This window comes from Nostoc sp. DedQUE02 (assembly GCF_034531035.1).
Taxonomy (GTDB): domain Bacteria; phylum Cyanobacteriota; class Cyanobacteriia; order Cyanobacteriales; family Nostocaceae; genus Nostoc.
Genome location: NZ_JAVRBY020000001.1, coordinates 312,355 through 333,327, shown reverse-complemented (window position 1 = coordinate 333,327; position 20,973 = coordinate 312,355). Strand labels below are relative to the sequence as shown.

The window sequence follows — 20,973 nt, the reverse complement described above, 5'->3', positions numbered from 1 at the left end:
TGGCGGGGTGGGGTTCTTCGGGTTTAATAAGCAATCAGGCGGACATGATATAGCAATCCGATTTGATTTCTAAACTTATTTGTGTAAGAGGCAAGAGGCAATAGGCAAGAGGCAAGAGTTAAGAAGGCTCCTTAAGTTGTACTGAATTTTTTCAGAAATCAAATATGAGTTTTATATAACTTGGTTTTGCAGGCAAGAGGCAAGACCAAAAAGACTCTTTGAATTATACTGAGCTTTTTGATGCAATCAATATGAGTTATTTATGTAATTTTTACACTACGGATAAATGTTGGTGTCTCTTAATAAAGATACTTAGCAATTTTTTATTTTTCATAACTTAAATTAGACCGCTCCGTATCAAAATTAATTAGTTATTAATGTTGTAATTACTCAAGACTTTTAACAAGAGTTCGAGATAGAGATTAGCCGAATAAATAGAAAAACTGCCTGACCTCAAACAACTATCGAACGAGGCAATATAAGCCTTGCTAATAGAGCTATGAAAGAAAATCCAGAAACTAAAAACCGCGCTGGAAGCTACAAGTAATTAAGATTCTCCATCAACCAAGACTAGTTGAGCAATTACAAATAAACAAGGGAATACTGAAAATAGGTAGTCTATTTTATTTATAATTTATGACAGCGAACAGTTATGGAACGTCGAACCACTTAGACCTGCAAGATTGTCACAAACAGCTACAGCTAACGGTTCAATATCAAAAAATATTGGCGAGGATTCTGGCTAAGATTCGCGCATCTGTAAATATAGAATCCCTCTGTTCGACTTCTTGTCAAGATATTTGTCGGCAATTGAAGATTGAGCGAGTTGCAATCTATCGCTTTAACACTGACTGGAGCGGTAGTTTTCTCAATCGTTTTGGCTTTGCAGAACATCCTTGGGATGCATTGACCGCCTTTGGACAGGATTTGGTGTGGGAAGATTCGCATTTGCAAGAAACTCAGGGAGGACGATATCGCAAAAATGAGCCGTTTGCTGTAGCTGATATTTACGACGCAGGACACGCTCGTTGTCATATTGAAGTATTAGAACAGTTTCAGATCCGGGCGTATGCGATCGCACCCATCTTCATCGGCCCAAAACTGTGGGGAATGCTGGCAGCCTATCAACACTCCGCTCCTCGGCAATGGTATCCTCACGAAGTTGAATTTTTCGCTCAAGCTGCCAGCCATCTGGGCCTAGCAATGCAGCAGACAGAAACCCTAGAACAAACCAAACAACGCACAGCAGAACTGCAAGATGCGATCGCGCGGCAACGGGCTTTGACGGAAGTAGTAGGAAATATTCGCTCCTCTGTAAATACCGAAATTATTCTAGATACTGCCTGTCAGGAACTCTGCAAACTCCTGAAGTTAGAGCGGGCAGCAATTTACCGCTTTAATGAAGATTGGAGCGGCGAATTTGTCAGCCAATTCGGGATGGTAGAGGCGCAGTGGCATAGAATCAATCCCTTTGGCAAAAATCTGGTTTGGGAAGATACCCATCTCCAAGAAACGAAAGGTGGACGCTACCGCAATAACGAAAGTTTTGCTGTCAACGACATCTACCAAGCCGGACACTCGCGTTGTCACATGGATATTTTGGAGCAATTCAAGATTCGAGCATATACCTTAGCACCGATCTTCATCGGGCCAAAACTGTGGGGACTGATAGCAGCCTATCAACACTCCGGGCCGCGTCAATGGGCAAATTACGAAGTGGAGTTTCTGGGACAAGTAGGGGCACAATTGGGAGTCGCGATTCAGCAAGCCGAGAATTTAGCTCAGTCGAAACAACAGGCAGTTGCTCTCAAAGATGCGATCGCAAGGCAACGAGCATTAACTGAAGTGGTTGGGAAAATTCGCTCCTCTTTAAATATTGATTTAATTCTAAAAACTACTTGTCAAGAAGTATGTAAACTGCTAAGAGTTGAGCGGGTTGGCGTTTATCGCTTCAATCAAGACTGGAGTGGCGAATTCGTCAGTAATTTCGGCATGGTTGAGGCACAGTGGGACAGTATTAATCCCTTTGGCAAAAATCTCGTTTGGGAAGATACTCACCTTCAAGAAACCAAAGGCGGACGCTACCGCAACAACGAAAATTTTGCTGTAGAGGATATTTATCAAGCTGGACACTCGCGCTGTCACCTCGATATTTTGGAACAGTTCAAAATTCGCGCTTATGCGTTAACCCCAATTTTTGTCGGACGGAATTTGTGGGGATTGCTGGCTGCCTATCAACATTCTGCACCGCGCCAGTGGGATAGTGTGGAAGTGGAATTTTTGGGACAAGTTGCTAGCCAACTAGGAGTGGCACTGCAAAGTTCTCAAATGGTGACTCAAATTCAAACTCGCGCTGATGAACTGCAACAATCGGCTGAACAGCGCCGGATTTTATTTGATTTGGTCGTCAAAATTCGGGAATCTTTGGATTTAGAGACGATCCTTAAGACTACAGTACAGGAAGTGCGGCGATCGCTAAATACAGATCGAGTTGGCATTTTCCGCTTCGATCCGAATGTCGGTTTTTGCAGTGGTGAATTTATTGCTGAAGATGTCTTACCCAAGTTCGATTCTGCCCTCGCCGTGAAGGTGCAAGACTATTGCTTCGGCGATCAATATGCACCCCAATATCGTCAAGGGCAAGTGCAAGTAATATCTGATGTCAACAGCGTTGGCTCCAAAGTACCTCATCTGGATGTAATTGAGCGATTCCAAGTCAAAGCACAGATTATTGTGCCATTGATGGAAGGGGATGAATTGTGGGGGTTGTTGTGCATTCACCAATGCACCCATACACGTCATTGGGAAGAGGCGGAATTGGAATTTGTCACCCAAGTGGCGGCTCAACTCAGCGTAGCACTGCGTCAAGCCAACTTATTTCAACAATCTAGTTTGCTGGGTCAAACTCGTGAAGAAGCGAATCAACTCGCTCAAGCACTGAATGAACTGCGTACTGCCCAAATGCAAATTATCCACGCTGAAAAAATGGCCAGCTTGGGGCAACTGGTGGCGGGAGTTGCCCATGAAATTAATAACCCGATTAATTTTATCCACGGCAACTTAGAACACGCTCATCAATACACGCAAGAATTGCTTCGCTACGTGCAACTTTATTGGCATCATTATCCTGATGCCGCACCCGAAATCCAAGAGTTCTTCAAAAAAGCCGAAATAGCGTATTTGGTCGAAGATTTACCTCAATTATTCCAGTCCATGCAGGTCGGCACTGAACGCATTCGGGAAATTGTCACATCTTTGCGGAACTTCTCGCGCCTAGACGAAGCTGACTTCAAACCAGCAAATATTCACGAAGGCATCGACAGTACATTAATGATTTTACAAAACCGTTTGAAGCCTTCAGCTGATAGCCTCACCATTCATGTCAGCAAAGATTATGGTACTTTACCTCTAATAGAATGCTATCCCGGTCAGTTGAATCAGGTATTTATGAATTTGCTGTCCAATGCCATTGATGCTCTAGAAGAACGAACCACAAAGGAATCTTCTGAAGCACTGGCAAAAAACCCCTGCAAAATCCGAATTTCTACCTCCCTGCTCAATAAAGATTGGATTGTCATTCGCATCGCCGACAACGGACTCGGCATAGATGAAAAAGTCCTCTCTCGACTGTTCGATCCATTTTTTACTACTAAGGTTGTCGGTAAAGGTACAGGTTTGGGACTGTCTATCAGCTATCAGATAGTTACAGAAAAACACAACGGTAAAATATACTGCCAATCTGAGCTTGGCAAAGGTACAGACTTTGTGATTGAGTTACCGATTCGTCAGGTAACAAATAAAAAAACCAGTAGCTAAAGTCAACGGATTAGACCAGGAATAAGTATAGAGGCAAAGTGATGATTTTTACGCATTATCTGAAAAATTATCACTTTTTTACTCGGCACTCACTACTGTTTTGGTAACAGCAGTATTACATAATTGTTTTACCTTTTCTGTTACCCAATCAACACGATCCTTTCCCCAAAACCTCTCACCTTCGACTACCCAAGTCGGAACTCCGGGACAGCCAAACTGTTCGTATTCTGCCAAAGCTGCCACTGCTGCAAGTTTTGCTGCTTCCCCGTGGATTAATTCAAGAATGCGATCGCCATTCAACCCAACATCATCTGCAACTTTCTTAATCACAGACTCATCGTTGACATCAAGTTGGTCAATGTACGTCGCTCGAAAGAACGCGGCATCCAGCAGATGCTCCTTCCCAGTTCCACAAGCAGCGTAATAGGCTCTCGCGGGAAGTTCTTCGCGGCCAAATTTCATTGTCTCCCAGCGCTTGACCCATCTAGCAAATTCTTCAAATTCCTTGAGCCGAATTTCAATGCCGTACTTTTTTGCCCACCGCAGACAATCTTCTTTGTGATAGGACGATAACACGGCGGTTTCACTTCGTCCTTGGAGATCGGCTACCTTTATCCCGCGTTCCTTCGGTATATAGATTGGTCGTCGTTCAATATCAACAGGCAATCCGCGCAATGCTTTCTCGGCAAGAGCAATACCAATATATGAATTTGACGAATGGTATATCGAGTATGAGTAAACTTTGATTCGCTGCGACATCTTCGCTCCCGTAGCTACCTAGCTCATAAATAATTTTTGAATTTATTTTCGCTGAAGCTTGTATGTTCTACCCAGAATCCAGTCAAAGAGAAAGACTTTCCCAGTAGTTTAATGCCCATTCAAATGAACGCATATCAAACCTTTTACCAATTTGATATACCTCTTCCCAAGAATATACTTTTTTTGAAACTCTCTCCTGTGTGCCTGCTAAGTTGGAGATTATTATGTAGTATTTGCCTCGTCCATGAACCTGCTGCTTAACTGTATCTACTACTCTACCTGCTGGTCTAAAAGTCATTTGAACATCATCAACTGCTGGTTCCTTTTTGAGCATTACTGCGGGATGACCTTCTGAGCATACACAGTCTCCTTCATCTTCAGGGTCTTGTTTATCCTTAAAAATAGACCACTGATGCCCAAAGTCGCACATATATGATCTATATTCTTTCATATATTTTTGCTCTCCTGCGCTTTCTCAACTATTCACACTAAAATCCTTAATTTATCTGTAGTGCTGGCATTTTTCCCTTTGAAAAATCAAAATTTACAGCTAAAGGACGGTTTACTACTTCAATAAAGGAAAGTATCTGCTTGCTACAGTCGCGGTGAAAAATACTAAGCTGGTAGATAGCACGTTAAAACTTTAGCGGAAATTCGCGATCGCATTCATCGGCGGTTTAGAATTCCCCATTGGCGAACTACCTGTAATTACATTATGTTTGATGCTCTATCTGACCGTTTAGAAGCCGCCTGGAAAAAACTGCGGGGACAGGACAAAATTTCTCAATCCAACATTCAAGATGCATTGCGCGAAGTGCGCCGCGCCTTGTTGGAAGCAGATGTCAATCTCCAGGTAGTAAAAGATTTTATTAGCGAAGTCGAAGCCAAGGCACAGGGAGCCGAGGTGATTACCGGCGTGCGACCCGATCAACAGTTCATCAAAATTGTTCATGATGAACTGGTGCAGGTGATGGGAGAAGAAAATGTTCCCATCGCAGAAGCCAAGGAACAGCCTACTATTATTCTGATGGCTGGGTTGCAAGGTACTGGTAAAACCACAGCTACCGCTAAGTTAGCCTTACATTTGAGAAAATTAGAGCGTAGCTGCTTGTTGGTGGCGACAGACGTATATCGCCCAGCAGCGATCGATCAGTTGCTAACGTTGGGTAAGCAAATTGACGTACCAGTATTTGAACTAGGAAGCGACGCCGATCCCGTAGAAATCGCAAGGCAAGGTGTAGAACGCGCCAGGGCAGAAGGTGTAAACACAGTAATTATTGATACTGCCGGTCGCCTGCAAATTGACGAAGACATGATGGCGGAATTAGCCCGCATCAAAGCAACCGTCCAACCCGATGAAACTCTGTTGGTGGTGGACGCGATGACTGGTCAAGAGGCGGCTAATCTTACCCGCACCTTCCACGAACAGATCGGGATTACTGGGGCAATTCTCACCAAGCTGGATGGTGATAGCCGTGGTGGTGCAGCGCTTTCGGTGCGAAAGATTTCGGGAGCGCCGATTAAATTTGTGGGCGTGGGTGAAAAAGTCGAGGCACTGCAACCGTTTTATCCCGATCGCATGGCATCGCGGATTTTGGGAATGGGCGATGTGCTAACTCTGGTAGAAAAAGCCCAAGAAGAGTTTGACTTAGCCGATGCTGAAAAAATGCAGGAGAAAATTTTGTCAGCAAAGTTTGACTTTACTGACTTTCTCAAGCAGCTGCGGATGCTAAAGAACATGGGTTCTCTGGGAGGCTTGATCAAGATGATCCCAGGGATGAACAAGCTTTCAGACGATCAACTCAAACAGGGAGAAACCCAGTTAAAGCGCTGTGAGGCGATGATTAACTCCATGACTCGCCAAGAACGCCACGACCCCGATTTATTAGCCAGTTCTCCCAGTCGGCGGCGGCGGATTGCTGCTGGCTCAGGCTATAGAGAGTCAGATGTGACTAAACTGGTGGGTGATTTCCAAAAAATGCGATCGCTCATGCAGCAAATGGGTCAAGGCGGCTTCCCTGGAATGCCGGGAATGTTCGGCGGTGGCGGTATGGGCAACGCCTTCGCAGGTGCTGGTAATCGTCCCGCAGCCCCCGGATGGCGAGGTTATGATGGTGCCTCAGCCACAAAAAAGAAAAAACCCAAAGATAAAAAGAAAAAAGGCTTTGGCAATCTTTAGTCATTAACAAAGGACTAATGACAAAGGACTAATGACAAATAGCAGCAAATGCTAGGCAGTGCTAAAATTAGCATTTCGACCTCAGAATTTATTAGCAGAGGAAACTAACCCTTAATTTATCGGCACCAGCCAGATTTAGGTTACTTCCTCACCAATTAGTTGCTAACTAATATCTAACAACAGGAGAATGATTCTTCAACCATGATCAAACTGCGCTTGAAACGATTCGGTAAAAAGCGGGAAGCAAGTTACCGCATTGTCGCCATTAACAACCTCGCTCGCCGCGATGGCCGTCCCTTAGAAGAATTGGGTTATTATAACCCCAGAACTGATGAAGTGCGACTAGACGTTCCCGGTATCGTCAAGCGACTACAACAAGGCGCTCAACCCACTGATACCGTTCGTCGCATTCTAGTAAAAGCTAATGTTTTTGAGCAGGTCAGTGCAACAGCCGCATCATAATTTCGGAACAAAACTCCCAACAGCTAGCCCCAACTATGTTGAGCTAGTTCGGTTTTTGGTGCAGCCGTTTTTGGAATCTCCAGAGACATTAAGTGTCGATTGTGAAATTTCTCAGGCCCTTAACCGGGTTTGGGTTCGCATCGCCTTTGAAAGCACAGATAAAGGAAAAGTGTTTGGTCGAGGAGGACGCAATATTCAGGCGATTCGTACAGTAATTGCCGCAGCCGCAGCCGCAGCTGGGCAATCAACATACCTGGATATCTACGGCAGCACCACTCCGGGCCGGGAGGGTATGTCTTTTGATGAAGACACTGAAGATCGATCGCCACCGCCGACTAAGAGAGAACCGCGTGCAAATGATGGGCCTAAACCCATTGTTAAACCGCGCCTCCGTTAGGTTGAAACTAGAGAGCAAATCTGAGCGGTTGTTTTGATCTCCGCTCAGAATTTTTATTAAAGATGGAAAGTAACAAAAAGATTTTTAAATCTTATTTTGAAATCTTCACCGAAGAGGCAGGGGAGCATACTTCGACTACGCGGAAATCGAGCGAAGTCGAGATTCAGTAACCGGGGGAGAAAGAAGCAGGGGGAAAGATACTGGAATTACCCTGCCACAAAGCTTAGAGAGCAACTAAATTTATTTATGCCCAAAAGTAAAAGTATTTATTTCGAGATGTGTAATACGAGAAATAATACGTCCAAACTTTCAGTAGCCCCACATTCATGTATCGCGATTCTTTGCTGCTCCCATCACCTGCCCCTTTTTCTCTTTTTGATCAGTAGGGATGTACAAATGTATGCCCTTACAGCCGATTAATTTGTTGCAAAAATTTTCACAATGTAGGTAATAAAAGTATAATTTCGCCGTTAGCGAGAAAAATTAACCTTTGTCAAATACAGATCCTCACCAATTAAGAAATACTATGGCAGGTGCCTTAACAATTCAGCTGCCGAATATTACCAGTGCGATCGCTCTAGCTGGAGATGGAGAAGAAAATCTCAAAATGCTATCTCGGCAAACAGGAGCCGCTTTAGTACTACGCGGACAGGAATTAGTGATTTCTGGTACTGAAAAGCAAATTGATTTGGCTTCTCGATTAGTGCGATCACTTGAAGACCTCTGGATTAAAGGCAATACTATTTCCAGTGCCGATATTTTAACAGCTCGTCAAGCCATAGATAGCGATCGCCAAGGGGAACTGCAAGATTTACAGCGAAATGTCCTCGCCAAAAGTCGCCGGGGTGAAGAAGTCCGTGCCAAAACCTTCCGCCAGCGTCAATATATCGACGCACTCCGTAGACGCGATCTCACCTTTGGAATTGGCCCTGCTGGTACTGGTAAGACTTATCTCGCTGTTGTTGTCGCCGTGCAAGCACTTCTTGCTAACGAGTTTGAAAAGCTCATCTTAACTCGTCCTGCCGTCGAAGCTGGTGAAAAACTTGGTTTTTTGCCTGGAGACTTACAGCAGAAAGTTAATCCCTATCTTCGCCCACTTTACGATGCTATTTATGAATTTATCGACCCCGAAAAAGTACCCAGTTTAATGGAACGCGGTGTAATTGAAGTCGCACCACTTGCTTATATGCGGGGACGCACCCTGAATAACGCTTTTGTAATTGTGGATGAAGCGCAAAATACTACACCCGCTCAAATGAAAATGGTTTTGACTCGTTTGGGTTTCCGTTCGCGGATGGTAATTACAGGCGACATGACACAAACTGATTTACCACTTCACCAACAATCGGGTTTAGGAGTAGCTTTACAAATTTTAAAACACGTTGAAGGTATTGCCTTTTGCGAATTTTCTCAAAAAGATGTTGTGCGCCATCCGCTAGTTCAGCGCATTGTTGCGGCTTATGAACAATATGAAAAATAGTCATTGGTCATTGGTCATTGGTGATTAGTAAAAAACTAATAAATGACATAGACGCGCCAGCCGCTACCCGCAGGATAGGACAAACGACAAATGACAAAGGACAAATGACAAACGACAAATGACAAAGGACAAATGACAAATGACCACAACATTGAAAGAATTTTTAGCAGCTTGCGAGACCCTGGGAACTTTGCGTTTAATTGTTACTAGTAGCGCTGCTGTATTAGAAGCACGAGGCAAAATAGAAAAATTATTTTATGCAGAATTGCCTAAAGGTAAGTATGCGAATATGCACACCGAAGGCTTTGAGTTTCATTTGAATATGGACAAAATCACTCAGGTGAAATTTGAAACAGGTGAAGCTAAGAGGGGTAACTTTACAACCTATGCTATTCGGTTTTTAGATGATAAACAGGAAGCTGCTTTAAGCCTCTTTTTGCAATGGGGTAAACCCGGAGAATATGAACCAGGACAAGTGGAAGCTTGGCAATTTTTACGAGAACAATATGGAGATATTTGGCAACCTTTACCAGCAGAAATTTAATACAGCTAAACTGATAAGGGTGGAGGAAATCGGATATCTGCACTGAACTGCTCGATATTAACGCTGCGATGAATCGGTAAAACATATTCTAAATTCTCGTGGGGGCGGGCAATAATATGAGAAGAAAGCACCTCACCACCGTTAACTCGCAGCACCGCCTTTAATCCTGCTGTCACCGCCACATTTACCTCGCCCACAACCCCTCGAATCAACACGGTAATTCGTCCCAAATCAGTATTTTCATAACCAACAAGGGTTACACGGGCAGCTTTACACATTGCATCTCCCACTTCCACGGCTGTGGGAACGCCATAAACTTCAATCATACCTAGTGCCAATGTCATGCTGTCATCATAAATTTGGGATTGTAGGGTTAAGTATATTACTACAGAGTTTGAATTTTTTACACAAACTTGCTTAATTTTTAATCGAGAAATAATAAACGTTAAATACAAAACTGCTAATGCTTACAATAAAGGCGATTTGGAGTTTTTGCTTGCTGTTTTTATTCCTTCTGTGGGGTGGCGATGCTTTTGCTGGAGAGTTGTCTGAACGATTAGCAAATTTTCCTCAATGGGAAAAATTAACTTCAGTGCAATCGGCTTCTGGTGATTTAGTTTACCCTGAATGGATGGCTGGTACTTGGAAAGTTACAAGTACGTTAGTAGATTTAGCTGCGCCTTTAGCACCAGAGATTGTAACACCAGGATTTGAAGGTAATCGCCGACAATTAAATCAGCCTGTGAGTTTTATAGTAAGATTTGTGAAAGAGCAACCATCAATTACTGGGTTAAAAATATTTCCTCAGATAGGTGACAAATCCCCAATTTTGGTAGCAGATAGAGCGTTTAATAGCTTGAATTTGGCAAGGGCTTATTTAGGGGATGAAGCAGTGTTATCAGTCAAAGTAGATCCAGATTCACCTAATCGTCAAATTACGTTCTTGCGTAGCAGTCGCCAACTAGTTTCCATTGTGACTGCACGCGCCACAGAAACTACCTCTGATGGTAAGTTCATCACTACAGAAGTGTTTCAACAACTATTTAAAGGCGGTTCACGCCCTTATTTAAACTCTGTAGAATCTACCACTGCTTATCATAAACTTCCAACATCTAATCCGGGGATTGAAGCAGATCAAGTTACTGCTGTCTATCTTTCACCCCAAGATCCAGATTACTTTAAAGCTGGTTTTAGGCCAGTTGCTCTCTATCGCTATCGCCTCAAATTTTTCCCTCAAGAACTGCCAACTACTCCCAAAGAGTGATTTGTCATCTAACTATTGACTCCTATGTAATACGTTTGTAGTATATAAATTCCAAGTTTACGATCGCGCTCTTGGACGGTGTGCATCATGGCCAAATTTCAAGATATTGTCAATTACTTTCGCTCTTACTGGAAGCCGAGTGTTTTCAGTATTACAGCATCTAGCATTTACGAAGTTATTGATTTGGTTGTCCCTTACGCGATCGGGCAGATTTTAAACGTTTTGTCTAATCAACCTTTGGATAAACCACTTCAAAGTGCGATCGCAACTTTTTCGGAGATCACCAATTACCCAGTTAATAAAACTCTATCTTTGGGTGTATTACTGGGTTTAATTTTCGTTGTCACCGTAGTGAGAGCGCCCACACAACCTTGGTTAACCAATTGGTTTCATTGGGATATAGCTTTCAGGTCGCGTCGAGAAAAAAATCAAACAGCGATCGCTAAAGTTCTGACTCTGCCACTAGAATTTTATGATGAAAATAACCCTGGACGTATTGCCGGCAGAGTAGCTAGAGGCGTTGCTAACCACACTTGGGCATATCCCGAAATCGCCGGACAGTTGATTCCTAAACTGGCTCGCGTGCTGGGAATTTTTGTGTTTATCTTGTTCATTGAGTGGCGAATTGCAATTTTATATCTAATTTCCTTTGTAATTATTCTCAGCTTCAGCTTGAAAAATTTACAGCAATTAATTAGGTACGAAAGCCGTCTGGATAAATATGGAGAGGACACCGAAAGCCGCACTTCCGAATTAATCACCAATATCAAGACGGTGAAAGCATTTGCTACAGAAGCTAGGGAACTGAAACGGCAAAAGCAACGTTTGGATCGCGAACTATTGGTGCTTGATTATCGCATCCACAAAGGTTATACAATCCTGGGTACTTGGCAAAGAACTGTAATTCAGTTTTGTGTATTTACAATTTTAGGTTTGACTTTAGCAGCAACAGTAAATGGGAGAATTTCTCTCGGCCACTTTGTCATGACCTTAACTCTTTCTAGCATGGCTTATGCCGAATTAGAACCTATTGGTAACTTGGCAGAAGTTTTTGCCCGTCGTTATTCTTCGATGCTGCGGCTTCACGAATTTCTCCAAGAGCCAACTGCATCCGATTCAGCTAGTCTTTTAGATGAGAGCAGCCAGACAGAATCACCTTATAAATTTACTGGAAAAGTTGAGTTGTCGCATCTCAGTTTTGGATATGATGCCAACCGTCAAGTTTTGCAAGATATTAACTTGTTGATTGAGCCATACCAAACAGTGGCATTAGTGGGGCGTTCCGGTTCTGGTAAGTCTACTTTAGTGAAATTGCTGTTGCGATATTTTGAACCTCAAACAGGTCAAATTCTGATTGATGGTCAAGATATTCGCACTTTGGATGTGGGTAAATATAGACGGAGATTAGCGATCGTTCATCAAGAAGTAGACATTTTCAACGGTACTATATTGGATAACCTCACCTACGGCAGACCAAATGCCACTTTGCAAGAGGTTCAGGAAGCCTGTAGAATTGCCAGAGTCGATGAAGTAGTGCAGCACTTACCCAAAGGTTATTACACCGTCGTCGGAGAACGAGGTGTCAGGTTATCTGGAGGACAAAGACAACGGTTAGGAATTGCCAGGGCGTTGTTAGTGGAACCAGACGTGCTGATTTTTGACGAAGCTACCTCTAGTTTAGATTATGAGTCTGAGCGTTCAATTCAGCTAGCGATGCGATCGATTCAGGGCACTTGCACTACCATCGTCATTGCCCACCGTTTAAGCACAGTGCGAGAAGCTGATAAAATTGTGGTTCTTGAGCAAGGAAAGATTGTAGAAGTGGGTAGCCACGATGAACTCTTGCGTCACGAAGGTATTTATCGCCGCTTGCACTCCCTGCAAGAAACTGGAGAACTCCTGAGTTAGAGGATATACACCTTTTAGATTTTAAATTTAGGTCTTGTTGAGAATACTTGACCTATCTTTTTTTACCCCAAAACGGTCACACTCTTCTATCTCCTTGCCTTCAGCCCTCTTGTCACCCCTTCAGGTTAAAAGGAAAAGGGTAAGGGATAAAAAACATGAGTCCCTTTACCCCTTCCCCTTTACCCCGCCAAGTTGCCTTGGCGTACTACTAAGTAGGGACTCGGAGCAGGTTCTCCCAGACTGTTAGTCCAGATGTCGTCTGGCAGCGATCGATCGCGGTGACATACCCGATCAAGGTCAGGATACGTGATTGTGTCTACTGCCGCTCGGTTGCCGACTACTAGGCATCGCGTTGCTTTGGCGCTGCGATTCTCAAGGAAGTGACCTACCGCCACTCCTGCTTGAAAAGTTGCAGCGTCGCCAGGACGTAGTACAGTCTTTGTGTCTCCTTCAATGAGCGTGATCTCGCCTTCGAGGACATAGACCATTTCATCCTCAGCACTATGCCAATGCTTGATCGATGAACGAGAGCCAGGTTGCAGAACTTCGATGAACGCACCAAACTGGGTAAGCCCTCCTGCTTCGCTGATCCAGAGTGTGCGATTTGGCTCGTGCGCGGCGTGAGAAGGGCTTTCTTCTACGACGAGACGATCAGGAGTGATAACAGTCATACTGACACCTCTAGGAATTCTGGGACATATATCTATTTCATTATGTCTAGGCTATATTTAAGAGAAACTTTTCCATACCCTTAGTTGGAAGTCGAGTTACAAAACTAAGTACAGCATTTACAGCAGTTTTTGAACAAACCCGCCACAAAAATAAATCATAAAACAAAGCCCAGTATTGCTTTTATTTGTGGCACGTTTGATTGCAATTTGCTGTAACTAATTCGTAGCGGATTAAATTTATTAAAACTTTGTGTCTATTTTGGACTGACTTTGCTATTTAGTGCGTTTTAAAACGCTACGATTTCATCCAAAACTGTACTAAGATTTACTTTTATCCGCTTCTTTCTGCGCTGCCTCACTGTATTTCTTATATAGTTGAGTCCGAATCTTAGCTTCTTGATAACGGCTGTGGGTTTGTGGCACCGTACTCATTAAATCTGAAGCCCGTTGCCACTTAGCAGCAATCTCTAACCACTGAGTTGAGGTTGTAGCTGTTTTACCAGATGCAGAAGCAAGATTTGCAATTCGCACAGATATTGTAAATGGATCATCAGATTCCTCAGAAAAGCTATTCTTAGGAACACTGGATGATTTTTGGGTTTTTCTTTCGTTAATATTTTTTGTAGTTGAAGATTTGGAAGTTTCTAGCTGCATTAGGTTTTTTAGTTTGTTACCTAATTGAGCATAAACAACCCAACTAAGCAATAACAGTGAGCATAAACCTGCTGCTGCTAATATCTTTGTTTTAGGTTTATTTCTGTATTTTTCTTTGTTAATGAGTACTAAAGGACGAGCAACTTGAGTTTTAGGATAATTTGGTTTTCCTAGTTCAGCTTGAGCTTCTGTGAAATCTTTAATTAATTGCTTGACAATATTGGGCTGAATTAATGTAATTTCCTGTGACCAAAGCAATTGATTTTCGCGATCGCTATCTATTTCCTTTAACCACAGCAATTGTTGTTCTCGAACAATCCGACTGTTGATTTTAACACGGCGAATGTGACGCGGGGCGATAGACTCAAGAATTTGCTGGATTTGTTCTACTAGGGGAGATTGCTCAAGTTGCTCTACTTTAGCTGCCTCACACAGAATTTGTAAGACACCATCAGAAAAAATGGCTCTAGTTCTGACACAAGACTGGGCTAGCTTTTCGTTCAATAGCTGAATAATCGCCGCAACGCTGCCTTGGTGAGCTTGCCAAGCTATATCGTTTATCCGGTCTACCACCTGAAATTTAGTGATAGCTCTTCCACCCTGACTGATTAACGTATTCATTAATTTAGGGACTCTTTTCTACTGACCTTGATCTTGTCTTCGATTTTACGAGTAAAAAGATGAGTTGCCAAATAATATCATAAATATGGAAATATAGAGCCTTCCTTTTCGGTTTTCTAAGGACGCTCGCTGACACTCAGTTAATTTGTACGCTTCCACGCCTTGAAAGCGTAGAATTCTGGGGCTGAAACTGCACTTTCAAGATAACGCCCATACTGGTAGACGATCTACCTCCTTGACATAGTACGCGATCGCGTCTTTTAGGGATCGTGTATTATGTCAAGTTGAGTTAGGTAAATGCACTCTGCGATCGTCGCAAATGTATGGCTAGATAGTATCAGGGTCAAGGCCAAGCGGTGTCTAACGACTTCACTAGACCTCTTGGCAAAACTGTTTTTTGCAAGAGAGGGGAAAAGGGTAAAGGTTAAAGGGGAAAGGGAAAATAACAAACCTTTCCCCCTTTTCCCGACTTTTGCCAAGAAGTCCACTGATATTTTTAGGAGTGTCGTCTGTCAAGTATCGTTCACAAACCAAACAAAATAGTCGCATCAGGATACTTTTGTCAGTAATTCTCGCTTTTTTTGCCTTTTTTCTAGAATGGCAATACTAAATAGCACAGCGATCGTTACATTAGAAGATATATAACTAAAAATCATTGTCGATTTTTATTCCTTTGCAGTTCACACAAAACCATGAGTGCAAGTACCATCATTTCCCATAATCCCTTACTCCAAGGCACTGGTTTACCTCCCTTTGCAGAGATTAAACCAGAACGTGTAGTACCAGCCTTCAATCAGTTACTAGCAGAACTTGACCAGCAGCTTGCCACCTTAGAGGCTAATGTAGAGCCTACTTGGAGTGGTTTAGTAGAACCCTTAGAAAAGCTGACAGAACGGCTTACCTGGAGTTGGGGGGTGGTAAATCATTTAATGGGTGTTAAAAATAGCCCGGAACTGCGCGAAGCTCATGAAATCGTACAGCCATTAGTCGTACAGTTTATCAACAAACTCGGTCAAAGCCAACCGATTTACAATGCTTTTAAAGCACTCCGTAGCAGTGAAAGTTGGGCAACTTTAGAATTAGCCCAACAGCGCATTGTAGAAGCCGCCATTCGAGATGCAGAACTTTCTGGTGTTGGCTTAGAAGGAGAAGCAAGAGAGCGTTTCAACATCATTCAGATGGAGTTAGCAGAACTTTCGACCAAATTCTCTAACCATGTACTTGATGCCACGAAAGCCTTTAGTTTAACCCTGACAACAAAAGCCGAAATTGACGGTTTACCACCAAGTTTGGTGAGTTTAAGCGCCCAAGCGGCTCGTGCGGCAGGAGAAGAGAACGCCACACCAGAAAATGGCCCTTGGCGGATTACTTTAGACTTCCCCAGCTACGGCCCTTTCATGCAGCACAGCACCCGTCGAGATTTGCGTGAAAAGCTCTACAAAGCTTATATTACTCGCGCTTCTAGTGGCGATTTAGATAATAATCCGTTAATTGTGCGTATTTTAGAATTACGGCAAGAACTTGCAGATTTACTTGGCTTTAAGAGTTTTGCCGAGTTGAGCCTTGCCAGTAAAATGGCTCCTAATGTTGAAGCTGTTGAAGCACTATTAGAAGAACTACGCCAAGCCAGTTATGATGCTGCTGTCAAAGACTTAAAAGAACTCCAAGCTTTTGCCGCATCACATGGAAAAGAACATGAGGATTTAAAGCACTGGGACATCAGCTTTTGGGCAGAACGCCAACGAGAAGCAAAATTTGCTTTTACTGCTGAAGAATTGCGTCCCTACTTTCCCCTTCCCCAAGTGCTAGATGGCTTGTTTGGACTTGTCAAGCGGCTGTTTGGTGTGACTGTAACCCCAGCTGATGCTCAAGCCCCAGTATGGCATGAGGATGTCCGTTATTTCCAAATAGCTGATGAAACTGGTTCTCCCATAGCCTACTTCTACTTAGATCCCTATAGCCGTCCGGCAGAAAAACGTGGTGGTGCTTGGATGGATGTGTGCATCAATCGTGCCAAAATCACTGAAAATGGTGCATCTAGCATTCGGTTGCCTGTGACTTATTTGATATGTAACCAAACTCCTCCAGTCGATGGCAAGCCGAGTTTGATGACTTTCTATGAAGTAGAAACTTTGTTCCACGAGTTTGGTCATGGATTGCAGCACATGCTTACCAAGGTTGACTATGCTGGAGCCGCAGGCATCAATAATGTCGAATGGGATGCAGTGGAACTACCTAGTCAGTTTATGGAAAACTGGTGTTATGAGCGACCCACTTTGTTTGGTATGGCTAAACATTACGAAACTGGCGAAGCCCTACCGGAGCATTATTATCAAAAGCTGCTAGCGGCGCGTAATTATATGAGTGGTACTACTATGTTGCGGCAGATTCACTTTAGCAGTATTGATTTAGAACTACATTACCGCTATCGTTCTGGTAGCAATGAAACTCCGGCAGATGTGCGTCATCGCATAGCTAAAACTACTACTATTTTACCACCACTTCCAGAAGATTCCATGCTGTGTGCTTTTGGACACATTTTTGAGGGTGGTTATGCAGCAGGTTACTATAGTTACAAGTGGGCTGAGGTATTGAGTGCTGATGCTTTTGCCGCTTTTGAAGAAGCGGGTCTAGAAGATGAGGAAGCTATAAAAGCTACAGGCGCACGTTATCGAGATACGGTGCTGGCACTCGGTGGTAGTAAGCATCCAATGGAAGTGTTTAAAACTTTCCGGGGTCGTGAACCAAGTACGATCGCTTTGCTTAGGCACAATGGTTTAGTGAGTACTGCTGTAAACTAAACAACACATCTTTAGGGACGTTGCATTGCAACGTCTCTACATCAAATTTTTGCTTAACTGAACATTTTTTCCGAGTTTAAGGTGTTTCTGGGGGAATCGGTTCTCCTGCAACATCATCCAAGCGGATGCTGCCTAACAAATTTTGCCACTCTGCTTTGAGTGCCGCATCTTGAGGATTTTTTTGACGCAGTTCAGCCAGCGCCGTCAGTGCCTCATACCATATCCCCTTTTGGGCATAGATAGCATAGCGCTTTCGAGGTTCTGTGGTTTGTAGTTCTTTGATTGTGGCTGGATTCAGTTCGACTCGTTGTATTACCCCTTCAACATAAGTCGGGGGAGAATTCTTTTCCTTGTCACAGTTAATGCTGAAAAACCAACGGTATTGTTTGTTTACCTCTAAAGCGGGAGCATTGGTAGGCAAAGAAACGCGGACGATTCCTGGCTTATTTGGGAGAGCGATCGCTTTTTGGTAAATTTCATTAGCGTCCTGATCTTGCAAGACAAATTCAACTGTATATGACGAATCTTTGCTATATGGAACATAGAAAAACCAACTTGGGCGTTCTACTGTTGTTTGTCCCCAGACATTGATCACTGAGTTAGCTTCCTCAGTAGAGGGCACTAAAGCAGTCAGATCGGGTTTAGTAGGTGGACATGCAGCTAGCGTCCCCACCGCCCCGCGCTTGGCTCCACCACGAACGCGACCTCCAGGAGGGGGGCCAGGTGGAATTGCAGGTTGATTAAAGGTTGTGGCTTGAGCAATGGGTGTTTTAGCATCAGAGCGATGGCTTGAAGAACCAACAGTTGGTTTCGCTAATACTGGAGTCAGGCTAACTAATAAACTTGTACAACTAAAAGCTACTACTAAAAACAGTTTTATCGGTTGTGAATTTGAATTCATAAAAACTTTACCTTATACGATTTTAGATTCTAGATTGGGCATTAGTTATTCTCTCTCCCTCTGCCTCCTCTGCCTCCCCTGCTCCCCCTGCCTTCCAAAACGATTGATTATTTTTTTAGTTGGAAGTCCCTCATCTCCCCTACTGCCCACTCACTTCTGTTTTAGAATTATAAATTGACAGCAAAGCCACCATAGCTACCAGCGATAAAGCCGACGGTACAAATGGCACCCAAGTACCCGAAATTAACAGACCAAAGCAAACCACATACAAAACGCTAGAAGTAACACCGACTGCAAACAGTAACCAGGGTAGCGAAAGCCTGCGCCAAGCTAAAATTCCCCCGATCAAAGACCAGCCCCAAATCCAGACCACCTCCCCCCACAATGACCAAGTTTGCAGCAACGGTCGCCCATCCTGAACTGCACTAAGAATCTGGCTGATCATGTGAGCTTGTACCAGCACTCCTGGCATTTGTTCATCTAAAGGAATGCCATAAGGTGTTGGCCAGGTATCGGGAGAATCCCCCTTTGCCACTACACCAATTAGAACAATTCGGTCTTTGATCGCGCTGAGGTTAACTGGACTAGATAAAAATTGCGTTAGCTTCACCTGTTCAGCTATCTCTTTTGAGGAACGGTAGTTAAGTAAGATTTGACCACCATTAGCATCAATATTTTGATACCCGCCACTACGAGACTTCAGATTCACAAAAATAGTCTTACCCAACTGCAAATTTTTTTCCGGGGTGAACTTTGTTTGAATTCCTGAAGAGCGCAGATAGAGAGATGCTAGTTGTAAACTGAAGGAATAGGGAGTAGAACACAATGATGTCGTCTCCTGATTCATGAACAAAAGATGCCGACGAATAACTCCATCGCGATCGTGAATAAAGTCACTGAATCCCAGGTTTCCTGGGGGGATTTCTGGTGGCGGGTTAATGCCTTTAATGTTTCCTGAGCTATCACTCCCCTTGCATACACCAATCAAGTTTTGAGTTTGCTGGAGACGAGTAATTAAATCTGGCTCTTTGGCCTTAAAATCACGGTAGATATCCAAGCCGATCGCGCGGGGTTGGTACTGATTCAGTTTTGCCAGGAGTTTATTGAGAGATTTTTCCGAAATAGAAGCTCCGATCAAGGATTCGTTATTTTGTCTTTGAATTGCCAGATCATCATCGTCAATTGTGATGATCAACAATCGGGGATCGAGTCCTTCAGGAGGGCGCGATCGCATCATCAAGTCAAAGGCTTGAATCTCTTGATTTTCCAGGAATCCCAGCAATCTTACCGTACAAACCAACATTGTAATCGCCAAACTGGATAACAAAGTTGTCCGAAATCTGCCTCTGCTAGGCAAAGGTAAATTCGGTATATCTTCAATTGTTGCAGACCTTAATTCATCCCAAGTTGGTGGTATCTGCGCTGGATTTTGGCAAATCACTGGTAGCCAAGTCGCACAAGGAAATCGATCTTCAAGTCCTTGCAAGCGTTCTCGCGCTTGGCGTACTGCTTGATATAAAGACTCGCCACCGGCAAAGGCTTCGAGAAAATACTTTAAAAACTCCTTTGCAACCTGGTCTGGGACGGGTTCGCGCATGACGATTATTTGAGGAATTTGCAAATCAGCCAATTCTCGCGCCAACCCTAATCCATCACAAGAGTTAAATATAGCTAATTGCAAGCCGTTTTCAATGGCTTTTTTGAGAGCGTATTTTAACTCGCCAATGGTGAGACTATCAGTTTTATTCAGGTAAATTCGTCCACTTTCTCCATTTCCATGACTGGAACTGTGCCCAGCAAAAAAGAGAATATCCCAGTTTTTCCCCCAGAGATGGTCTGTCAATTCCTTGCGCTGTGGTTCTACCAGAAAGCTGACTTCTGCGTTACTACACTGTTGCAGTAAAGCTTGGTCGGCTTGGGTGTCAATTCCCTTACTATTGCCCACAATTGCCAAAATGTTGACTAATTTATTGAGAGTACGCGGTTTGTGAATGCGATCGTAGGATGGTGAGGAAAGGGCAATTTCAGCCTTGGGGTAGCGTTCTAACAAGTCCCACAGATGCCAGGGTAATAGCTGCAATTGGCTATTTTCTGTTTGCAAAATTACCCGCACTTCGTCCGTGGACGACAATCTTTCTAACCATTTTTCCCTCAAAGGGCGAAACTCTTCTGCTCGCAGCCAGGTATTAAAGCGTGCCCGCAAAATATGGGAAGTGTTTTCGCAGTCTTGAATCATCGATACATTCGTCACCTGTATTTTGTCAGCATGGAGGCGATAACGATTGCCTATCTGCCGATAACTAGACTGCCAACGACTATAATAGAGCGGCATTTGAGGGAATGAAGGTAGCTTCCCTGTAATTTCTGTTGCAGCACGCTCATGTTCTTCACCAATTTGGAGGGTGACAGCAAATCCCTGCTCAAAACTACCCTCTCCGAATTTCATCACCACTAACTTACCCATAACCGTCGTTATCTCCCTGTGCAAGATCACGCCCTGTTCTAATTAATGTCTC

At 43.6% G+C, this 20,973-nt stretch carries 16 protein-coding genes; 9 read left to right on the top strand and 7 right to left on the bottom strand.

What is annotated here, in order from left to right:
- Window positions 1–636: 636 nt before the first annotated feature.
- Window positions 637–3,816, top strand: a complete 3,180-nt coding sequence (locus RMX98_RS01500) for a GAF domain-containing protein (RefSeq protein ID WP_322680646.1) — start codon at window positions 637–639, stop codon at window positions 3,814–3,816.
- Window positions 3,817–3,894: 78 nt separating this feature from the next.
- Here the strand turns inward: RMX98_RS01500 and RMX98_RS01495 are convergent, their stop codons facing one another.
- On the bottom strand, window positions 3,895–4,575 hold the full coding sequence (locus RMX98_RS01495) for a DsbA family protein (protein WP_322680647.1): 681 nt from the start codon (window positions 4,573–4,575) through the stop codon (window positions 3,895–3,897).
- An 82-nt stretch (window positions 4,576–4,657) separates the two neighbouring features.
- Window positions 4,658–5,026 carry a hypothetical protein gene (locus tag RMX98_RS01490; protein WP_322680648.1) on the bottom strand — a complete coding sequence of 123 codons (369 nt, stop codon included), beginning with the start codon at window positions 5,024–5,026 and terminating at the stop codon, window positions 4,658–4,660.
- Window positions 5,027–5,290: 264 nt separating this feature from the next.
- On the opposite strand from RMX98_RS01490, the gene ffh reads away from it, so the two are divergent.
- The 5 genes from ffh to RMX98_RS01465 all read left to right on the top strand — a co-directional run bounded on the left by ffh (window position 5,291) and on the right by RMX98_RS01465 (window position 9,637).
- Complete coding sequence (gene ffh / locus RMX98_RS01485) at window positions 5,291–6,754, top strand: signal recognition particle protein (RefSeq protein WP_322680649.1); 1,464 nt, start codon at window positions 5,291–5,293, stop codon at window positions 6,752–6,754.
- Window positions 6,755–6,955: 201 nt separating this feature from the next.
- Window positions 6,956–7,216: a 30S ribosomal protein S16 gene (gene rpsP, locus RMX98_RS01480; protein WP_322672514.1), complete on the top strand. Its 261-nt coding sequence runs from the start codon at window positions 6,956–6,958 to the stop codon at window positions 7,214–7,216.
- Entirely contained in the window at window positions 7,179–7,613 is a 435-nt protein-coding gene (locus RMX98_RS01475; RefSeq protein WP_322680650.1) for a KH domain-containing protein, read from the top strand. The genes rpsP and RMX98_RS01475 overlap by 38 nt, the downstream gene beginning before the upstream one ends.
- A gap of 526 nt (window positions 7,614–8,139) precedes the next feature.
- Window positions 8,140–9,093: a PhoH family protein gene (locus RMX98_RS01470; RefSeq protein ID WP_322680651.1), complete on the top strand. Its 954-nt coding sequence runs from the start codon at window positions 8,140–8,142 to the stop codon at window positions 9,091–9,093.
- 139 nt (window positions 9,094–9,232) lie between these two features.
- The gene (locus tag RMX98_RS01465; RefSeq protein WP_322680652.1) at window positions 9,233–9,637 is read left to right on the top strand and encodes a ChuX/HutX family heme-like substrate-binding protein; all 405 of its coding nucleotides are present in this window, start codon (window positions 9,233–9,235) and stop codon (window positions 9,635–9,637) included.
- 5 nt (window positions 9,638–9,642) lie between these two features.
- Here RMX98_RS01465 and RMX98_RS01460 read toward each other — a convergent pair whose 3' ends face one another.
- Window positions 9,643–9,981 (bottom strand): carbon dioxide-concentrating mechanism protein CcmK, encoded by a 339-nt coding sequence (locus RMX98_RS01460; RefSeq protein WP_322680653.1) that lies wholly within the window; start codon window positions 9,979–9,981, stop codon window positions 9,643–9,645.
- Window positions 9,982–10,100: 119 nt separating this feature from the next.
- Here RMX98_RS01460 and RMX98_RS01455 point away from each other — a divergent pair, with 119 nt between their 5' ends.
- Both RMX98_RS01455 and RMX98_RS01450 read left to right on the top strand, forming a co-directional pair.
- Window positions 10,101–10,901, top strand: coding sequence for a DUF6816 family protein (locus RMX98_RS01455; RefSeq protein ID WP_322680654.1), 801 nt, complete (start codon window positions 10,101–10,103; stop codon window positions 10,899–10,901).
- An 87-nt stretch (window positions 10,902–10,988) separates the two neighbouring features.
- The gene (locus RMX98_RS01450; RefSeq protein WP_322680655.1) at window positions 10,989–12,809 is read left to right on the top strand and encodes an ABC transporter ATP-binding protein; all 1,821 of its coding nucleotides are present in this window, start codon (window positions 10,989–10,991) and stop codon (window positions 12,807–12,809) included.
- A 179-nt stretch (window positions 12,810–12,988) separates the two neighbouring features.
- Here RMX98_RS01450 and RMX98_RS01445 read toward each other — a convergent pair whose 3' ends face one another.
- Window positions 12,989–13,480, bottom strand: coding sequence for a cupin domain-containing protein (locus tag RMX98_RS01445; RefSeq protein WP_322680656.1), 492 nt, complete (start codon window positions 13,478–13,480; stop codon window positions 12,989–12,991).
- A gap of 318 nt (window positions 13,481–13,798) precedes the next feature.
- Window positions 13,799–14,755, bottom strand: a complete 957-nt coding sequence (locus RMX98_RS01440; protein ID WP_322680657.1) for a hypothetical protein — start codon at window positions 14,753–14,755, stop codon at window positions 13,799–13,801.
- Window positions 14,756–15,447: 692 nt separating this feature from the next.
- On the opposite strand from RMX98_RS01440, the gene RMX98_RS01435 reads away from it, so the two are divergent.
- Complete coding sequence (locus RMX98_RS01435; protein ID WP_322680658.1) at window positions 15,448–17,556, top strand: M3 family metallopeptidase; 2,109 nt, start codon at window positions 15,448–15,450, stop codon at window positions 17,554–17,556.
- Between the two features lie 76 nt (window positions 17,557–17,632).
- Here RMX98_RS01435 and RMX98_RS01430 read toward each other — a convergent pair whose 3' ends face one another.
- On the bottom strand, window positions 17,633–18,457 hold the full coding sequence (locus RMX98_RS01430; RefSeq protein WP_322680659.1) for a DUF928 domain-containing protein: 825 nt from the start codon (window positions 18,455–18,457) through the stop codon (window positions 17,633–17,635).
- 139 nt (window positions 18,458–18,596) lie between these two features.
- Window positions 18,597–20,921, bottom strand: a complete 2,325-nt coding sequence (locus tag RMX98_RS01425; RefSeq protein ID WP_409880985.1) for a CHASE2 domain-containing protein — start codon at window positions 20,919–20,921, stop codon at window positions 18,597–18,599.
- Window positions 20,922–20,973 lie beyond the last annotated feature (52 nt).

What these genes read in the sequence shown, in the direction of transcription:
- RMX98_RS01500 (WP_322680646.1), top strand. Translation starts at nt 637, where the DNA reads ATGACAGCGAACAGTTATGGAACGTCGAACCACTTAGACCTGCAAGAT.
- RMX98_RS01490 (WP_322680648.1), bottom strand. Translation starts at nt 5,026, where the DNA reads ATGAAAGAATATAGATCATATATGTGCGACTTTGGGCATCAGTGGTCT.
- RMX98_RS01470 (WP_322680651.1), top strand. Translation starts at nt 8,140, where the DNA reads ATGGCAGGTGCCTTAACAATTCAGCTGCCGAATATTACCAGTGCGATC.
- RMX98_RS01445 (WP_322680656.1), bottom strand. Translation starts at nt 13,480, where the DNA reads ATGACTGTTATCACTCCTGATCGTCTCGTCGTAGAAGAAAGCCCTTCT.
- RMX98_RS01425 (WP_409880985.1), bottom strand. Translation starts at nt 20,921, where the DNA reads ATGGGTAAGTTAGTGGTGATGAAATTCGGAGAGGGTAGTTTTGAGCAG.
- RMX98_RS01450 (WP_322680655.1), top strand. Translation starts at nt 10,989, where the DNA reads ATGGCCAAATTTCAAGATATTGTCAATTACTTTCGCTCTTACTGGAAG.
- RMX98_RS01440 (WP_322680657.1), bottom strand. Translation starts at nt 14,755, where the DNA reads ATGAATACGTTAATCAGTCAGGGTGGAAGAGCTATCACTAAATTTCAG.
- RMX98_RS01460 (WP_322680653.1), bottom strand. Translation starts at nt 9,981, where the DNA reads ATGACATTGGCACTAGGTATGATTGAAGTTTATGGCGTTCCCACAGCC.
- RMX98_RS01475 (WP_322680650.1), top strand. Translation starts at nt 7,179, where the DNA reads ATGTTTTTGAGCAGGTCAGTGCAACAGCCGCATCATAATTTCGGAACA.
- ffh (WP_322680649.1), top strand. Translation starts at nt 5,291, where the DNA reads ATGTTTGATGCTCTATCTGACCGTTTAGAAGCCGCCTGGAAAAAACTG.
- RMX98_RS01455 (WP_322680654.1), top strand. Translation starts at nt 10,101, where the DNA reads ATGCTTACAATAAAGGCGATTTGGAGTTTTTGCTTGCTGTTTTTATTC.
- RMX98_RS01495 (WP_322680647.1), bottom strand. Translation starts at nt 4,575, where the DNA reads ATGTCGCAGCGAATCAAAGTTTACTCATACTCGATATACCATTCGTCA.
- rpsP (WP_322672514.1), top strand. Translation starts at nt 6,956, where the DNA reads ATGATCAAACTGCGCTTGAAACGATTCGGTAAAAAGCGGGAAGCAAGT.
- RMX98_RS01435 (WP_322680658.1), top strand. Translation starts at nt 15,448, where the DNA reads ATGAGTGCAAGTACCATCATTTCCCATAATCCCTTACTCCAAGGCACT.
- RMX98_RS01465 (WP_322680652.1), top strand. Translation starts at nt 9,233, where the DNA reads ATGACCACAACATTGAAAGAATTTTTAGCAGCTTGCGAGACCCTGGGA.
- RMX98_RS01430 (WP_322680659.1), bottom strand. Translation starts at nt 18,457, where the DNA reads ATGAATTCAAATTCACAACCGATAAAACTGTTTTTAGTAGTAGCTTTT.